Below are 16,568 nucleotides of genomic sequence, written 5' to 3'. Positions count from 1 at the left end.
ATCTTGCTTGTGTATAATTACACACGAAAGTTTAAAAATGAGTAAAGACGATAAATTAATCAAGGATTTACAAAATAATCCCAAGAACGTTAGGTTTGAGACGTTAGAAAAAATTTTACTCAGCAGGGGTTTTGCTTTGCAAAGCATTAAAGGCTCTCATCATAATTTTGTCAGAAACGGCTATTTAGTAACTTTGCCTAAACATAAACCTATGAAAATTTTCTACGTTAAGCTTGTGCTAAAATCTATAGAGGAGCAGAAATGAAAAAGGATTTAAACTATTACCTGAATTTGCCTTACAAAATCGAGCTTAGAAAGATAGCGGACGATGAAGGCGGCGGCTGGGGTGCATTTATGCCGGAATTTAAAGGCTATGCTTTGTTTTGGGGTGACGGCGATACAAAAGAGGAAGCATTAAACGATCTTGATGCCGCTTTTAAATCTACACTTGAGAGTATGCTAGAGCATAACGATTTTATTCCTGAGCCTGCTTCCGATAAGAAAATTCGTGTAAATATAAGTCTTTCGCAATCTTTGCTTAATGCTATCGACAAGGTTACCAATAATAGATCGCAATTTTTAAGCGAGGCTGCAAATTTAAAGCTTAAGGGAATTTAATAAAATCTATTGTAAGACTAAATATGGTGCGACCGACGAGACTTGAACTCGTACACCTTGCGGCACTACCCCCTCAAGATAGCGTGTCTACCAATTCCACCACGGTCGCATAAATTTTAAAGCCTGATCTTAAGCCTTGAATTATATAAGTTTAAAGCCCGATTTCTCGGGCTTAGGATTATTTTGCAGCAGCCTTTAAGCCTTCTGTCAAAAAAGGGTTGGCAAAAAGCAAGACGAATGAAACAACCAACGCATAGATAACCTGCGCTTCGATCATCGCAAGCGAGATATACATCGTAGTCGATAGTTTGCTAGCTACGCTTGGATTTCTAGCGATGCCGTTAAGTGTCGCGCTAGCGGCATTTCCCATACCTAACGCGCCACCCAAAGCGGCTAAACCTAAAACGACTGCAACGGTAATTGCAGAAAAAGAAACGATCTGAGTGTAAGCACTTAGCTGCTCGCTAGCGAAAGCCGCGCCGCAAAGCGCAAATAACAATACAAGAACTTTTTTCATAAAAGTCTCCATAAATAAATTTTAAAACGAGTTTCGGCTCAATACCCCCTACTCCAACGTTTTAAGTGTGGAATATTATTAAAATTTTGCTTTTGATTTGTTTAATTTGGCGGAATTTGCGTTAAATTTAGCAAATCCCGCCGAGCACGCCGACATCTTAGCGCTTAGCATCCAGATATGTATTTAGCGCCGCAACGTAGGCCTTTGCAGACGCCAGCATCGTATCTACGTCAAGCCCTCTGCCGATGATGGCGCCCTCGTCTTGAAATTCCACCTTGACGGTTACTTTCGCCAGCGCGTCTTTGCCTTGCGAGACCGCTTTTACTTGATACTCTTTCAGGCTACCGCTGATACCGCTAATACGATCTATCGCCTTAAATATCGCATCCACGCCGCCGTTTCCAAGCGCGCTATCGCTTAAAATTTCATCCTTATACCTTAGCGTAAGGGCCGTGCTAGCGTGTCCTTTGTTGCAGCTATTGGAGCTTAGAACCAGTACTTCGTAGGTCTTTTCGGCTCCCACGAACTCGTCGTTTACGAGCTCTCTAATATCCTCGTCGAAAACGTCCTTTTTGCTATCGGCGAGCGCTTTAAATTTATTAAACGCGATCTCAACCTGATCATTACTAAGCTCATAGCCCAAAGATACCAGCTTATCTTTGAAGGCGTGACGGCCGCTGTGTTTGCCCAGCACGAGCGAGTTTTTATCAAGCCCGATATCCTCGGCGTGCATTATCTCGTAGGTTTCTTTGTGTTTTAGCACGCCGTCTTGGTGGATGCCGCTTTCATGCGCGAAGGCGTTTTTGCCCACGATCGCTTTATTGGGCTGCGGCTCGATACCGGTAATGCTCGCGACTAGGCGGCTGGATGGATAAATTTCTTTCAAATTTATATCGGTATAAAGCGGCGCAAATTTATCTGTGCGCGTCTTGATTGCCATTACGATCTCCTCCAGAGCAGCGTTGCCCGCGCGCTCGCCGATACCGTTTATCGTGCACTCGACCTGTCTGGCTCCCGCCAAGATAGCGGCTAAGGAATTTACGGTAGCCATTCCCAAATCGTTGTGGTTGTGTACCGAAACTACGGCGCGCTCGCCGATAAGCTTAACGATCTCGCCTATGCGCGCAGTGATCTCATCTGGATAGAGATAGCCCACCGTATCGGGGATATTTATGGTGGAGGCTCCTGCATTTATCGCGGCGTCGCAGATCTCTTTTAAAAAGCCGATATCGCTTCTACACGCATCCTCGCAGCTAAACTCCACGTCATCGCATAGACTTTTTGCGTATTGCACGGCCTCTACGGCGCGCTTTATGACCTCTTGCGGCTGCATTTTAAGTTTAAATTCCATATGGATAGGGCTTGTAGCGATGAAGGTGTGGATGCGGCCGAGCTTCGCACCCTTTACCGCTTCGCCGGCGGCTTTGATATCTTTTTCTAAAGCGCGCGCAAGAGAGCATACGCGAGCCTTGCTAACGGCGCCCGCGATCTTTTCTATCGCGTCAAAGTCCCCGGGGCTTGCCGCTGCAAAACCCGCCTCGATAACATCTACGCCCAGCTTTTCAAGCTGCAACGCAAGATGGATCTTCTCGTCCGTATTCATCGACGCTCCAGGGCTTTGCTCGCCGTCACGAAGCGTAGTATCGAAGATTATGATTTTATTTTTGTCCATTACAAATCCTTTCAAAGGGTTAAAATTTGGCAAAATTATAGCCGCGCAAGCTTAAAACAATCGCGGCGATAAACATATTCGAGATTATTTCGCCGTTTCCTCGGGTTTGTCTTTTTTATGAAATTTAGCCGCGCTTAAATTTAAAGCTCCGCGAACCAAACCGTAAACGATATAAACCAAAGTAAGCACCGCCGGGAATTCCAGCTTGAAAAGATATAAAAGTGAGAAAAACACGACGATTAGAAGCACTAAAATTTTAATCGCATTGGGACGTTTTAGGCTGATCTTTTTAAAGCTCGGAAAGCGGATGTTGCTTACCATCAAAAACGATAACGCCGCCATTGCGATGATCAAAAATACTCCAAAACCTTTGGAAAGCTCATATTTTAGATAAATTCCGATCCAAAACGCCATCGTAATCGCAGCCGTAGGGATCGGCAGCCCGATAAAAACGCTAGGCTCGTAGGTGCCCGTGGTGACGTTAAATCGCGCCAGTCTGATCGCGCCGAAAACCACGTAAAGCGCGGCTACGAGCGAACCGACCTTACCGTAATCGTGCCCGACCGCGCAATAAAACAGCAGCGCCGGCGCGACGCCGAAAGCCACGATATCTGCAAGGCTGTCAAATTCCACGCCGAATTTCGACGTCGCATGCGTTAGCCTCGCCACGCGGCCGTCAAGCCCGTCGCAGATCAAGGATAAAATGATATAAAAGATCGCGGCGCTGAAATTGCCTTTGATCGTAGAAATTATGCTGATGACCGCCAAAAATACGCTTGCCGCCGTGAAAAGATTCGGCAATATGTAGATTAGTTTTCCCTTTTCCTCTTCCATCTCTCACTCTTTAAATTTTATTTTTGCACCGCTTTTCGTTCGGCGCCGCAGATCGCGCATAAAACGCTTTAGCGCGATCGTCTTAAAATTTAACCCTAAGTTTCTGCTCCGCGCGAGGCTTGAAATTTACGCCTCGCTCTTTGCGCTTTCGATATCGTCGTTAGCGCCTAAATTTCGCACCAAACGGGTAGGCATGCCGTTATCTTTTTCAAATTTAGAGATGATCTCCACGATCTGCTCGCCCGAGACCGTCTCCTTCTCATACAGCGCCTTTACCATCTCCTCAATCGCCGGAGCGTAGGTTCTTAGCGTCTCTTTTACCGCTGCGTAGCGCTCGTCCAGCGTCTTGCGGACATATTCGTCGATCTTAACCGCCGTTACCTCGCTGTAATCCTTGATGCTCTGTCCGCCGTTTAGGAAGGAATACTGCTGTTTTTCGAGCACCGCAAGCCCGAGTGCATCGGTCATTCCGACCTGAGTGGCCATAAATTTAAGCATATCGGTAGCGCGCTGCAGATCGTTGCCCGCGCCGTCGGTGATCTCGCCTAAAAACACATCCTCCGCCGCGCGCCCCGCCAAAAATGTATCGATCTCGGCAAAAATTTCATGGCGCTGGTGTAGGTATCTATTTTCAAACGGCGAATTTAGCGTGTATCCCGCAGCGCTCAATCCGCGCGGTACGATAGTTACCTTCGATACGGGCATCGCGCCTTTGGTAAGCTCCGCAATTAGCGCATGGCCGCTTTCGTGATAGGCGACGATCCGCTTTTCGATCGGGCTTACGCGGCGCGATTTTTTAGCCAGTCCGATACCGACGCGCTCGATCGCTTCAAGTAGGTCTTTTTGCTCGACCTCCGCCTTTGCCTCGCGACCCGCTAAAAGCGCGGCTTCGTTGATGATGTTTGCAAGATCGGCTCCCGCAAAGCCCACGGTAAGGCGCGCGATCTCTTCTATATCGATGTCGCGGGCAAATTTAACGTCGCGCATATGCACCTTTAAAATCGCCATTCTGCCGTCAAAATCGGGTCTATCGACCAAAACCTGCCTATCAAATCTGCCTGGACGCAGAAGCGCCGCATCCAGCGTCTCGGGGCGGTTGGTAGCCGCAAGGACGATCACAGGGCTTGATTCCGAGCCAAAGCCGTCCATCTCGGCAAGCAGCTGATTTAGCGTCTGCTCGCGCTCGTCGTTGCCTCCGCCGATACCGCCTGCGGTTCTGCTTTTACCGATCGCGTCGATCTCGTCGATGAAAACGATCGCCGGAGCCTGCTTCTTAGCATTATCGAATAGATCGCGCACCCTGCTGGCACCCACGCCTACGAACATCTCGATGAAGCTGGAGCCCGACACCGAAAAAAACGGCACGTCCGCTTCGCCCGCAACCGCTTTAGCTAGCAGCGTCTTGCCCGTGCCGGGAGGGCCCACTAAAAGCACACCTTTTGGAATTTTAGCCCCGAGGCTAATGTATCGCTCGGGGTTTTTTAAGAAATCTACGATCTCTTTAACCTCCTCTTTCGCCTCTTCGACGCCCGCTACATCGCCAAATTTAACTTTCGGCTTTTCGGCGCTTACTAGGTTTTTGGAGCTTCCGATGCCGAGCACGCCGCCGCCCATATTGCGCTGCATGCGGTTGGCCAAAAACATCCAAATTCCAAAGAAAATCACGAGCGGCAAGACCCAGCTAAAGAGCAGATCGGTCAAAAAGTTACTCTCGTTATACGCGCCGTATGGAATTTTACGCGATTCTAAAATTTGAACTAGTTCGGGATCATCCACGCGCTTGGCGGTGTAGATTACGTTGCCGACTTGAGCTTTAATCGTGGAGCTTCCGATGGAGACCATGCTTACTTGGGAGTTTTTGATCTGCGATTTTAGCTCCGAGTAGCTTACGTTTCTACTCTCGCCCGAGACGGAGCCCAGTATACCGTCGCTATCAAAGCCGCCGCTTGGCGATATCGCCTTAAACACGACTATCAAAATAAGCGCGAAAATAATAAAAACGCCGATCGGATTTTTATTGAAAAAATTATTTCCACCGCCGTTTTGAGGGGGTTGATTGTTTTGGTTATTGTTCATATCTTCCTTTCATATACGAAGCTAAGCCATTCGTTTTGCTTTTTCATCTGCACGAAATTTAAATCCGAAAAGGCTTGCTCTATCCTATCTTTATATTTTTCTAAAATTCCCGACAGCACGAGCTTGCCGCCAGGTTTTAGCGCTTTTTTCAGATCCGCGCTTAGGATCAAAATCACGTCGGCGATTATATTTGCGACGACGAGATCAAACTGCGGCTGCGCGCTTTTGTTTGAACTTTGCTCGTTTAAGCTTGAAACGCTGCCGAGCCAAATTTTATCTATCCGCACGCCGTTTTTCTCGGCGTTTTGCTGCGTAGCACTCACCGCCTGCTCGTCGGTATCGCAAGCGCTTACCTTTGCGCCCAGTTTTTTCATCGCGATACTTAGAATTCCGCTGCCGCAGCCCACGTCAAGCGCGCTCATACCATCGCGAGCGAGCTCGCTAAGTAGCGCCAGGCACATATTGGTGCTTTCGTGATGGCCCGAGCCGAATGCCAGCGCAGGATCGATCAGCAGATCGATTAGCGCGCTATCTTGCGATCTTTCGCACCAGCTCGGACGGACGTAAAATTTACCGACCGCCACGGGCGCGACGCCTTTTTTATACTCATCGAGCCAGTCTTTGTTTTGCTTTTTTAAAATTTCGATCTGCAGATCGGCGTCTAAATTGAGAGATCGCGCAAGCCCCTTTTTAAACTCCTCAAACGCAAATTTTAAATTTTGCAGATCCTCTTCGTCGCGGATTATGAAGCACTCGCCGCGTTCTTCGACGCAGGTAACGCCGAGCTCGAACGCAAAGCCCTTGAAAAGCTCGCTCGCATTCGCGCTTTTTACGATCATCTCATAAAAAAAATCTTTCATCGCCTCACATCGCCTTTAAATTTTAAAATTTGCATATTACTAAAATTTAGTTCAAACTTTGCTTACGCTCGGGCGTTTTTATAGAGCTTCAAACGCCTTTTTAAGATCGAGCGTGCCCTCGTAATACGCTTTGCCGACGATAACGCCCGCGATGAGCTCTGCGTTTTTAAGCGCGATTATGTCGTTTATATCTTTAACGCCGCCGCTTGCGATAGTGTCGATACCGCTAGCTTTCGCGATAGAGCGGCTAAATTCTACGTTTACGCCGCTTAACATCCCGTCGCGCGATATGTCGGTGCAGATGATCGCGCAAACGCCTACGTCCGCGTAGTCTCGCGCCAGATCGGTCGCTTTTACGCGGCTTAGCTCCGCCCAGCCCTCGGTCGCTACGAGCCCCTCTTTCGCGTCTATGCCCACGACGATGCGGTAAAGCTTCGCCATCTGCTTTACGAAATCTGGGTTTTTTAGCGCTGCCGAGCCGAGGATAAATCTATCGACGCCTAAGTTTAAATACTCCTTTATGCGCGCTTCGTCGCGGATGCCGCCGCCCACTTCTACACGCAGACACGTGCTTTTTACGATCCGCTCGATCGCTTTGAAATTTACCGCCTCGCCTGCAAACGCGCCGTCGAGATCAACCAGATGCAGCCACTTGGCGCCGAGATCTTCAAATTTTTTGGCTAGCTCGCAGGGGTCTTTGGAATAAATTTTTGCGCTTTGCATCTCGCCCTTGCTAAGGCGCACGGCGCATCCTTGTTTCAGATCGATCGCAGGGAAAATTTCCATCACAGCTCCGTAAAATTTTTAATGATTTTTATACCTGCATCGTGGCTTTTTTCGGGATGCGGCTGAAAGGCAAATACGTTTTCGCGCCAGATCGCGCTTGCAAACTCATAGCCGTAAAACGTGGTCGCAAGCGTGATCTCGCGCGCGCAAAGGACGTGGTAGGAGTGCACGAAATACAGATACTCAAACTCGCCCAAGGCCCCGTTTATCGGCGAGCACTTGATAAAATGCGCGCTGTTCCAGCCGACGTGCGGGATCTTTAGGCTTTCGGCGCGAGCGGAATTTTGCCCGTAGCGCGCGCTAGGTTCCGCCCCGTCTGAATTAAATTCCGCCCCGCCCGATCTAAATTTAGAATTTTCGGATCGAAATTCCGCCCCCTGAATATTAAATTTCGTTTTGTCAAATTTCACGACGCGACCGGGTAGAATTCCAAGTCCGCTGCGCGCGCCGAATTCCTCGCTTTGCTCGAACAGAAGCTGCATCCCAAGGCAGATGCCTAAAAAATATCTGCCGCTTGCGACGAATTCTTTAATCGCAGCGTCCATACCGCTTGCGCGAAGCCTCTCCATCGCCTCGCCGAATGCCCCCACGCCCGGAAGCAGAGCCTTATCGCAGCTCAAAAGCTCCCCAGGGCTGCGCGCGAGGCAAAATTTAGCGCCGCAAAAGCTAAGCGCGTTCATCACGCTTTGGATATTGCCCGCGCCGTAATCCACGATACCGATCAAGCCGTGCCCTTCATATCGTTTAATCGGTGCGAAAACTCGGGCACGATACGCTTTAGCTTATCCGCGACCTGCGCGTCCTCACACTCCGAAAGCTCCTCGATCTGCGAGTTTAGCTCCTCTAGGTCGTATTTTGCGGAGTGGGTTACGAAGATAGATTGGTACTTCGTGCTCTTGTCGTTTTCGTCGATCAAAAGTTCCTCGTAAAGCTTCTCTCCGGGGCGCAGACCTACAAATTTAATACCCAGCTCCTCCTTGCCGGCAAGCTGGAGCATTCGCTTGGCAAGATCAGCGATCTTTACGGGCTCGCCCATATCCAGCACGAAAAGCTCACCGCCCTGCGCGATGGAGGCCGCTTGAAGCACGAGCTGACACGCCTCGCTAACGAGCATAAAATATCTCGTAATCTCGGGGTGCGTAACGGTAAGCGGCTCGTTCGCTTCGATCTGGCGTTTAAATTTAGGAATGACGCTGCCGCTTGAGCCGAGCACGTTTCCGAAGCGCACCGCGACGATCTGCGTGTCGCTTGCCGCGTCGTTGGAATTTAGCGCGTAAAGCTCGCAGATACGCTTCGTCGTGCCCATAATGTTCGTCGGTCGCACCGCCTTGTCGGTCGAGATCAAAACAACCTTTTTCGCGCCGTGTTTTTTGGACAGATCGATTACGTTTTTTGTGCCGATGATGTTGTTTTTGACCGCTAGGTGCGGATTAAACTCGCATAGCGGCACGTGCTTATACGCCGCTGCGTGTACGACCACCTCGGGATGAAATTCTGCAAAAACCTCCTCCAGCTCGCGATGATAGACGATATTTATCATCTTTAGCTCGTTGCGCATATCTGCGCCCGTAGCTTCATTGATCGAGTAGAGGTTAAACTCGCTGTGTTCGACCATAATGAGCCGCTTTGCGCCGAATTTCAAGCACTGCTTGCAAATTTCGCTTCCTATCGTGCCGCCAGCGCCCGTTACCAGCACGACCTTGTCTTTGATAAAATTTTCGATCGCCTTGGTATCGAGGTCTTTGGGCTTTCGCGCGAGCAGATCCTCGATCGATACGTCGCGGATCTTTTTGCTCTCATCCTCCAAAAGCGAAAAGAGCTTGATATCTTTTAGCCCGTACGCAAAAAGCTCGTCGTATAACTCCTTTAGCTCGTCCGGATACAGCGCCAGCGCGATGATTGCGGTTTTGGCGCCGCTATCTTTGATCATCTGCGGAATTTCGCCCTTGGCTCTGACGACGTAGTTTTCGCAATAGGTCCCTACTAGCTCAGGCCGCCCGTCCACGACGCCTACGGGGTAGTAGTTGATATATTTTTGCCGCATACCTTTTAGGACGTGAAAGGTCTTGCTCGTAGCGCCCACGACGATGCAGGGCTCGTTATTCGTGATGTTTTTCTTCTCGCTTAAAAACATCCGCTTTGAAATTCTAACCCCACTGATCAAGATAAACGAGATAGCCGCGTCGATGATGATGACCGAGCGCGGGAAGGGGTTAAAAACTTTGCTCGCTAAAAAAAACAGGATCAAAAAGGTAAGCGCCGCCATCACGTGCGCGTAGAAAAGCTTTCTCGCTTCATATAACCCGAAAAATCTCCACGGAACTAAATAGATCCGCAAAAACCAAAAGTAGCAAATTTTAATCGCCGTCAGGCTCGAGGCGCTAAGCAGCGCGCCTTTATAGAATTCGTTCGGTATATCTCCGCTAAATCGCAGCAAAAACGCGATATAAACGGAGAGGATCGAGATAAAAATATCTCCCAGCAAAAAAAACGCGAAGCGGCTAAATTTAGTGGGTTTTAACAGCATTAGATGTTTTCTTTTACGATTTTTACGACGCGCTCGATCGTCTCGTCGCTCATATCTGTGCCGCTAGGCAGGCAAATTCCGCGCTCAAACATATCCGCGCTCGTGCCGTCAACTACGCTGAGCGCGCCTGAGAAGATGCTTTGCAGATGCATCGGCTTCCAAAGCGGGCGAGATTCGATGTCGGCTTTATTTAGAGCATCGATTACCTTTAGATGAGCGCCTTTTTGCTTAAATAGAAGCGTGCTAAGCCATCTGTTGCCCTCGCCGCCTTCGACTTCCGGCATAAGCTCCACGTCGGCGCCCCTAAACAGATCCTCGTAAATTTTAAAAATTTCGCGCTTTCTCTTTACGCGCTGCGGCAAGACCTCCATCTGGCCTACGCCGATAGCGCCTAAGACGTTGCTTAAGCGGTAGTTGTAGCCGTAGTCCTTGTGCTCGTAGTGAAGTAGCGGCTCGCGCGCCTGGGTGCTGTAAAATCTAGCCTTGGCGATTAGTTCCTCGTCGTTTGAGATCAGCATTCCGCCGCCAGAGGTAGTGATGATTTTATTGCCGTTGAAGCTTAGCGCGCCGCATTTTCCGATGCCGCCCAGCGCTTTGCCTTTATAAAATCCGCCCAGCGCCTCCGCGGCATCCTCGATGAGATCGATATTTTCATTAGCGCAAATTTCGCATATCTCATCCATCTTCGCAGCCTGTCCGTAAAGGTGCGTAACGATGAGCGCCTTCGGCTTTTTCGGCGATTTTTTGATCGCTTCTTTAAGCAGCTTCGGGCTTAAATTCCAACTCTCGTCGCTATCTATCAGCACCGGCACGCAGCGCTCGTAAAATATCGGATTTAGCGACGCCATGAAGGTAAACGTGGACCCTAGCACCACGTCGCCGTCCTTTACGCCGCTGCAGCGAAGCGCCAGATGAAGCGCCGCCGTGCCTGCGTTTAGCGCTAGCGCGCCGCGCGTTTTGGTATAAGCTTTGACGCTGTTTTCAAATCTATCGACATATTCGCCCAAAGGCGCTATATAGTTGCTTTCAAATACCTTTTTTATATACTCAAGCTCATTGCCGCCCATATTCGGCGGGCTTAAAAATACTCTTGCCATCTCTATCCTTCCTTGATCTTTAAATTTAACCTCGCTTGGCGCAAGGCTAAATTTAGCTTTCGGCATTAAATTTAAATGCTCGGATTTTATCACTTTTAATGCTATAAATTTTAAATTCAGCCATTTTTTTTAATCACGCGAGCAGGCACGCCTACGGCTACGCTGTCGCTAGCTATGTCGCGCACTACCGCAGCGCCCGCGCCGATTATGCAGCGCTGCCCGATCTTTAGCCTCTGAATAACGCTAGCACCGATGCCGATGTGCGAAAACGCCCCCACCTTCACGCCGCCCGCAAGCGCCGCGTTTGGGCTAATGTGCGCAAACTCGCCGATCTCGCACTCATGCTCGATTACGACACCTGAATTGATTATCGCGCCGCGACCGATTTTAGCTCGCGCGTTTATCACGGCGCCGGGCATTACGACCGCGCCCTCGCCGATGACGGCGCTTGGGCTAACGATCGCGCTTTGATGAATCAGCGTCGCTATCTCAAAACCTGCGCGCGCCACCTTCTCTTGGATCTTTGCGCGAGTTTTGTTATCTCCGATTGCAATTATTACGGGATATTTCGGCAGATCCTCGCTAAATTTCAGCCCCGCCGCGTCGTCTAAAAAAACGACCTCGCTAAATTTAGCTTCCCGCGCGGCTAGCGCGACGTCGGCGACCACCAGCCCATGTCCGCTCGCGCCGTAAACGTAAATTTTAGTTGTGTCCATTAAATTTCTCCGTCGTCGCCATGCCCTCTTTATTCACGCCCTCTTTCGCAAGCACTTTTTTAATCGTTAAAAGCGCGATCTTAAGATCGAGCGCGAAGCTTAAATTCTGCGCATAATACGTGTCGAACTCAAATTTTTTCTCCCAGCTGATCGCGTTGCGACCGTTTACCTGCGCAAGCCCCGTGATGCCAGGGCGCACGCTGTGTCGCAGGCTCTGCTGCGGCGAATAAAGCGGCAGGTACTCGATCAGCAGCGGGCGCGGCCCGATGAAGCTCATATCGCCCTTTAGCACGTTGAAAAGCTGCGGCAACTCATCCAGGCTTAGCGCGCGGATTTTTTTGCCGTAATCGTTCAGCCGCGCTTCGTCTGGCAGAAGCTCGCCGTCCGCGCCGCGCTCGTCGCTCATCGTTTTAAATTTGTAAATTTTAAAAATTTGCTCATCAAGCCCGGGGCGAGATTGCGTAAAAATCGCGCTTTTGCTAATGTGCTTGCGGATCAAGAACCACGTAAGCGCCATCACGGGCGAAACCAAAATGATCAAAACCAAAGCCGCCGTAAAATCGAGCGCGCGCTTTAAAAAACACCTATACATCGATAAATTTCCTATAAACCTCTAAATATTTTTCCGTGACGATCTTTTCGTCGTAATTTGCAAGCACCATCTCGCGCCCATTTCGCCCGAGCCTCTCGCAAAGCGGCTCATCATCTAGCAAAATTTTGATCTTTCGCGCAAGATCATTCGCGTCGCGAGTGCGGCAAATTAAGCCGTTGACGCCATCTTGCACGGCCTCGACGCAGCCGCTGCAATCGCTTACCACGCAGGCTCGCGCCATGCTCATCGCCTCTAAAACCGTGCGCGGAAAGCCCTCCTTGTAGCTAGGCAGCACGAACATATACGCGCTTTTATACAGCCCTCGAACCTGCTCACTCCAAGGTATCCAGCGCACGAACGGGCTTTTTAAAAAGGCTTCGTCCGCACTGCTTTTATTGCCCGCGTATCCGCTGCCTACAAAGACGAAGCTTGCGTCGGCGCGATCTTTTAAAAGCTCTGCCGCTTCGTAAAATTCCTTAATGCCCTTGTGCCAAAGCGCGCGCCCCATCATCAAAACGACCTTTCGCTCGCCAAGATCCGCCCCTTCGCATACGTCCGGATCGAAGTAGCTCGCATCCACGCCCACGCTTTTGATGCGGTAAATTTTATCCTCGCGGCTCAAGCCCCTAGCCAAAAAATAATCGGGATCGGCGTCATTTACGAAGATGCAGCCGTCGCTAAGCGCCAGGGAGCGCTTGTAAAGCCGCTCGATCACGGCTCTAATTAGAAGCGATTTTAGGTCGCTGTCTACGTAGAAGCTGCCGAGCCCCTCGACTAAATTTAACACGGTTTTGATGCCCGCCTTTTTCGCCGCGAAGGTGCCGAATACGTTTGATTTGTGTGCGGAGGTCTGCAGCATATCTAGGTTTAGATCGCGCAAAACGGCTGCCAGATCCTCGCTATTTTTAAGCACTTTGAAAGGATTGATCGAGGCCTTGTCGAGCTCGTAGGTCGCGGCGTGAAATTCGCTCGCAAGCCTTTGTGTGTAATCGCCCGCGGGCGCGATGGCGTAAATTTCATGCCCGCGCTCTTTAAGAGCCCGCATTATCGGCGCGCGAAAGAAATACAGGCTCATGCTTTCGTGCGAAAGAAACCCTATGCGCGCCACGGCTCACGCTCCGTTTTGAAATTTTGCGGTTTAAAATTTATATGATTTTGTGCGCGGCGCGCGAAATTCTCGCCGCCCTGATTAAAATTTCGCGCGAAATTTTGCACTCTAGAATTTTGCGCGATGAAATTTTGTGCCATGAAATTCGGCGCCGCAAAAAGCCCCTGCACTTTTTTGAAATTTACCGCCGAAAAAAGCGCTGGCGACGCCTGAAAAAATTTCATTCGCTCTCCTTAAAATTTAGCCTAAATTTGATCCCAAATCTACGCGCGGCGGTCAAATTTGGCCCGCATGCCGCGACGAAATTTAACCCGCGCGCCGCGGCAAAATTTAACGCTTTAATTTATACACCTTCACCGCAGGATTTAAGATCACCGGCTCAAACAGATCGCTTTTATAGCGCTCAAATACGAAAAGCTGCACGTAGCTCGAGTTTAGCATCGCTCGATCCATCAGCAAAAACCGCCCGTAATCGCGCATAAAAACCACGTAAAATTGCGCGCTGCTGTCCATATTAAGCTCCTTGACCGCCAGCTTGCCGCTCGCGTCGTAGCTCGTTTCGTAAAAGGTATTGATCGCGAATTTTCTGCCGCTAAATTCCAGACTAAGCAAATTCGGCGAGATCGAAAAGCCGTTGTCCATATGCACGCCACTTTGATCCTGAACGAACCTATCGCTCGTTATGAAAAACAGCTCGCCTAGCTGTTTGCCGTCGGTGATGTCGATGTTTGAAAACTGCGTGACGACGGGGAAGATATTCATCATGCGATCGGGCAGGATGTAATAAATGTCGCGCGTAGGCTTCGGCGGCTTAAAATCGGCTAGCCCCAAGCTTAAGATAAAATCGTTGACGTCAGTCGCGTTGTAATCTTTTAAAATTTGCTTTAGCTTGTTTGGAATTTTTTCGTTATATCCGCGCTCGGTGTATTCGACATCCAGGCGCGCCATATTCGCAGAGCTCATCTGATCTCTAAAAAGCGCGAAGCTAACGGGGAAGTTATCGTTGCCGAGGTGTTTGCCGCCGTCGATGAGGGTTTTTACGTCGCTGTAATAGCGTATGCCGTATCCGTAGTCCCACCATGAAAGCGCGTAATCCTCGCGCTGCGCTTTATCTTTGAGCTCGTCAAACACCCGCACCTCGCTTTGATAAAAGACCGTATCGACCTTGTACGAGACGATGTGCTGCCACGCGGGATAGATCGCAAGCGCCGTTAAAATCAGCAGTATCGCGCGTGCAGCGATCTTTGGCAGATCCAAGCGCTTTACGCAAAAATACAAAATATATCCGAAACTTAACCCCATTACGCCCACTGCATAGATCGTAAATCTAAGGCCCGCTTTGTTCGCCGCAAAGCCCAAAAGCAGAAGCGGGATCGATAGTAAAAATTCTTTATGTCTAAAGCAAAGCACCGCGTATCCGATCGCCGCGATCACAAAAACCGCAACATGCGAGCTGATGCGCTCCATAAATACTTTAGCCGGCACGATGCCCGATTCTTGGATCGTTTGATTGACGTTGAAAAAATGAAATGCCGTATCGGCGTTGTCCGCAAAGGAGCGGAAGATATAAAATTTAGCCTGAAAGATGATCGGGCTAAGGCCTCCGTTTGCGATGAAAAACGCCACGGCAAAGCCGCCCAAAAGGGCTAGAGATTTAAAATTTAATAGCTTTCCTTTAAATGCAAAGAGCCAAAATAGCGTAAGCGAGATTAAAATCTTTGCCACCAGCGGCGTAGAGCAAAGCGCGATCAAAAAGATAATCATCGCTTCGTAATTCACCCTGCTTTTTCGCTTAAAAATCAGCGTGTAGGCAAAAAACACGGCGAGCATCATGGAATTTAGCGAGAAGCTGGACGGATACCACCACATATAAAATATCGTAAACGCGCCCAGCCAAAACAGCGTGCTGCGCGAGCCGCGCGTGCAGATACGTATGAGCGCCCACAAAATACACATCGCAAGTACGATATTTAGCATATCGGTGTCGTAATACCCAGCCATAGTGCGGTTGTAGTAACTATTCGCCACGCTCGCGACAAGCGCACCGATGAAGCCCGCGCGCATGCAGCGAAACTCGCTTGAGATCAACAAGATCGGCACTACGATGAGCGAGCTGCAAACCACCGAAAGATAAACGAAAATGCTCTCCAGCGAAAACGGTAAAATTTTAGCCAAAAACGCAGTCAAAATCGAAAGCGACGCGCTAAAATAGCTAAGATCGTTGGGCTGATGAAAGCCGGCGAGGCGGTCGCGCGCGCCCTCTGCAAAGGCGTAGCCGTCGTTGGTATTTATCATCAGCTCGCCGTCCCAAAAAAAGTAGTTCGGAAATCCGCTCGCCCAATATACCCACCACATACGAAACGCCACGCTAAAGGCAAATGCGAGCAAAATCATCAACAAAATATGCTTGGAAAACTCATAGTTTTTTATAAAGCCGAAAATTTTGCGCTTCGCCCTGCCCGCGCCATTTGCGCTCGAAGTACTACTCGAAGCTGCGCTATTACGGGCTCCCTGCGCGCCGCTCCCTCCGCTAGCGTTATTAAATTTACTCTTGCCGCTTGTATTGTTAAATTTATTCTTACTGCCACGCTTGCCTGCGCTGTTAAATTTAGCCGTGCCGTCGCGAGCAGCGCGAGCCGGGCTAGATCCATCCGTACTTTTAAATTTATCTTCGCCGCGACGTGCGCCGTGAGCAGGGCTAGATCCGTTAGAGCCGACACCGCGTCGGTCTCTAAATCTATTCGCACCATAAAGTTCTGCCGCATCCTCAGGCTCGGCTATGCTCTCAAGTCCAGTTGCGCTGCAAAACTCGGCTGTGTACTCAAGCTCGGCCGCGCCTCCGTAAATTTTACCAGCGGCATTAAATTTACCAGTACCGCAAATTTTGTCCGAGGTATTCAATTTAGCCGCACCGTCTTTGTCTGCGCTGTCAGCTTTACCTGCGCCGTTAAATTTATCCACGCTTGCGTACCTGCCAGCGCCTTTCAATTTACCAAAGCTGCAAATTTCGCTCGCGCCATCAAAGTCGTTAAATCTGCCCGCATCCGCGATATTTTTATTAAATTTCTCCGGTTCTTGCTCTAGCGCCTTAATGTCAAAAGCCCTCATTCTCTCCGCCACGCCTATTTTCCTTCGTCGATTTGTTCTATTTTTGCGATCAGCTCG

At 49.6% G+C, this 16,568-nt stretch carries 16 protein-coding genes and 1 tRNA gene; 2 read left to right on the top strand and 15 right to left on the bottom strand.

The annotated features are described in order from the left end of the window. Window positions 1–265, top strand: a 265-nt coding sequence (locus Q0438_RS08485) for a type II toxin-antitoxin system HicA family toxin (protein ID WP_299190117.1), incomplete at its 5' end; no start/stop codon positions are given. Beyond that, the gene (locus tag Q0438_RS08480) at window positions 262–618 is read left to right on the top strand and encodes a type II toxin-antitoxin system HicB family antitoxin (protein ID WP_299190115.1); all 357 of its coding nucleotides are present in this window, start codon (window positions 262–264) and stop codon (window positions 616–618) included. The genes Q0438_RS08485 and Q0438_RS08480, both read left to right, overlap by 4 nt. A gap of 24 nt (window positions 619–642) precedes the next feature. Here the strand turns inward: Q0438_RS08480 and Q0438_RS08475 are convergent. The 15 genes from Q0438_RS08475 to Q0438_RS08405 form a co-directional block, all read right to left on the bottom strand. Next, window positions 643–727 (bottom strand) — tRNA-Leu (locus Q0438_RS08475). Window positions 728–796: 69 nt separating this feature from the next. After that, window positions 797–1,135: an ATP synthase F0 subunit C gene (gene atpE / locus Q0438_RS08470; RefSeq protein WP_299190113.1), complete on the bottom strand. Its 339-nt coding sequence runs from the start codon at window positions 1,133–1,135 to the stop codon at window positions 797–799. A 157-nt stretch (window positions 1,136–1,292) separates the two neighbouring features. Beyond that, window positions 1,293–2,807 (bottom strand): 2-isopropylmalate synthase, encoded by a 1,515-nt coding sequence (locus tag Q0438_RS08465; RefSeq protein WP_299190111.1) that lies wholly within the window; start codon window positions 2,805–2,807, stop codon window positions 1,293–1,295. 84 nt (window positions 2,808–2,891) lie between these two features. Beyond that, complete coding sequence (gene pssA / locus Q0438_RS08460) at window positions 2,892–3,641, bottom strand: CDP-diacylglycerol--serine O-phosphatidyltransferase (protein WP_299190109.1); 750 nt, start codon at window positions 3,639–3,641, stop codon at window positions 2,892–2,894. 126 nt (window positions 3,642–3,767) lie between these two features. After that, window positions 3,768–5,717 (bottom strand): ATP-dependent zinc metalloprotease FtsH, encoded by a 1,950-nt coding sequence (gene ftsH, locus Q0438_RS08455; RefSeq protein ID WP_299190107.1) that lies wholly within the window; start codon window positions 5,715–5,717, stop codon window positions 3,768–3,770. Beyond that, window positions 5,714–6,577 (bottom strand): 50S ribosomal protein L11 methyltransferase, encoded by an 864-nt coding sequence (locus Q0438_RS08450; protein WP_299190105.1) that lies wholly within the window; start codon window positions 6,575–6,577, stop codon window positions 5,714–5,716. Before Q0438_RS08450 ends, ftsH begins: the two co-directional genes overlap by 4 nt. 78 nt (window positions 6,578–6,655) lie before the next feature. Continuing rightward, window positions 6,656–7,363, bottom strand: coding sequence for a 1-(5-phosphoribosyl)-5-[(5-phosphoribosylamino)methylideneamino]imidazole-4-carboxamide isomerase (hisA, locus tag Q0438_RS08445; protein WP_299190103.1), 708 nt, complete (start codon window positions 7,361–7,363; stop codon window positions 6,656–6,658). Then, window positions 7,363–8,088 carry an imidazole glycerol phosphate synthase subunit HisH gene (gene hisH, locus Q0438_RS08440; protein ID WP_299190101.1) on the bottom strand — a complete coding sequence of 242 codons (726 nt, stop codon included), beginning with the start codon at window positions 8,086–8,088 and terminating at the stop codon, window positions 7,363–7,365. Before hisH ends, hisA begins: the two co-directional genes overlap by 1 nt. Beyond that, entirely contained in the window at window positions 8,085–9,890 is a 1,806-nt protein-coding gene (locus Q0438_RS08435) for a nucleoside-diphosphate sugar epimerase/dehydratase (RefSeq protein ID WP_299190099.1), read from the bottom strand. Before Q0438_RS08435 ends, hisH begins: the two co-directional genes overlap by 4 nt. Continuing rightward, on the bottom strand, window positions 9,890–10,987 hold the full coding sequence (pglE, locus tag Q0438_RS08430; protein ID WP_299190121.1) for a UDP-N-acetylbacillosamine transaminase: 1,098 nt from the start codon (window positions 10,985–10,987) through the stop codon (window positions 9,890–9,892). The genes Q0438_RS08435 and pglE overlap by 1 nt, the downstream gene beginning before the upstream one ends. A gap of 116 nt (window positions 10,988–11,103) precedes the next feature. Then, window positions 11,104–11,703: a UDP-N-acetylbacillosamine N-acetyltransferase gene (pglD, locus tag Q0438_RS08425; protein WP_299190097.1), complete on the bottom strand. Its 600-nt coding sequence runs from the start codon at window positions 11,701–11,703 to the stop codon at window positions 11,104–11,106. Further along, complete coding sequence (pglC, locus tag Q0438_RS08420) at window positions 11,690–12,295, bottom strand: undecaprenyl phosphate N,N'-diacetylbacillosamine 1-phosphate transferase (RefSeq protein ID WP_297987350.1); 606 nt, start codon at window positions 12,293–12,295, stop codon at window positions 11,690–11,692. Before pglC ends, pglD begins: the two co-directional genes overlap by 14 nt. Beyond that, window positions 12,288–13,403 (bottom strand): glycosyltransferase family 4 protein, encoded by a 1,116-nt coding sequence (locus Q0438_RS08415; RefSeq protein WP_299190095.1) that lies wholly within the window; start codon window positions 13,401–13,403, stop codon window positions 12,288–12,290. The genes pglC and Q0438_RS08415 overlap by 8 nt, the downstream gene beginning before the upstream one ends. Further along, window positions 13,391–13,627 (bottom strand): hypothetical protein, encoded by a 237-nt coding sequence (locus Q0438_RS08410; RefSeq protein WP_299190094.1) that lies wholly within the window; start codon window positions 13,625–13,627, stop codon window positions 13,391–13,393. Before Q0438_RS08410 ends, Q0438_RS08415 begins: the two co-directional genes overlap by 13 nt. Window positions 13,628–13,733: 106 nt before the next feature. Then, entirely contained in the window at window positions 13,734–16,523 is a 2,790-nt protein-coding gene (locus Q0438_RS08405; protein WP_367178506.1) for an STT3 domain-containing protein, read from the bottom strand. Window positions 16,524–16,568 lie beyond the last annotated feature (45 nt).

The sequence above is a fragment of the uncultured Campylobacter sp. genome (assembly GCF_938030785.1).
Taxonomy (GTDB): Bacteria; Campylobacterota; Campylobacteria; order Campylobacterales; family Campylobacteraceae; genus Campylobacter_B.
This window is presented reverse-complemented; position numbering and strand designations above follow the sequence as displayed.

Bases quoted from the DNA above. Each gene is read 5' to 3' on its own strand.
- pglE (WP_299190121.1), bottom strand. From the start codon at position 10,987: ATGGCAAGAGTATTTTTAAGCCCGCCGAATATGGGCGGCAATGAGCTT.
- atpE (WP_299190113.1), bottom strand. From the start codon at position 1,135: ATGAAAAAAGTTCTTGTATTGTTATTTGCGCTTTGCGGCGCGGCTTTC.
- Q0438_RS08410 (WP_299190094.1), bottom strand. From the start codon at position 13,627: ATGAAATTTTTTCAGGCGTCGCCAGCGCTTTTTTCGGCGGTAAATTTC.
- Q0438_RS08435 (WP_299190099.1), bottom strand. From the start codon at position 9,890: ATGCTGTTAAAACCCACTAAATTTAGCCGCTTCGCGTTTTTTTTGCTG.
- pglC (WP_297987350.1), bottom strand. From the start codon at position 12,295: ATGTATAGGTGTTTTTTAAAGCGCGCGCTCGATTTTACGGCGGCTTTG.
- ftsH (WP_299190107.1), bottom strand. From the start codon at position 5,717: ATGAACAATAACCAAAACAATCAACCCCCTCAAAACGGCGGTGGAAAT.
- Q0438_RS08480 (WP_299190115.1), top strand. From the start codon at position 262: ATGAAAAAGGATTTAAACTATTACCTGAATTTGCCTTACAAAATCGAG.
- Q0438_RS08450 (WP_299190105.1), bottom strand. From the start codon at position 6,577: ATGAAAGATTTTTTTTATGAGATGATCGTAAAAAGCGCGAATGCGAGC.
- Q0438_RS08465 (WP_299190111.1), bottom strand. From the start codon at position 2,807: ATGGACAAAAATAAAATCATAATCTTCGATACTACGCTTCGTGACGGC.
- hisA (WP_299190103.1), bottom strand. From the start codon at position 7,363: ATGGAAATTTTCCCTGCGATCGATCTGAAACAAGGATGCGCCGTGCGC.
- pglD (WP_299190097.1), bottom strand. From the start codon at position 11,703: ATGGACACAACTAAAATTTACGTTTACGGCGCGAGCGGACATGGGCTG.
- pssA (WP_299190109.1), bottom strand. From the start codon at position 3,641: ATGGAAGAGGAAAAGGGAAAACTAATCTACATATTGCCGAATCTTTTC.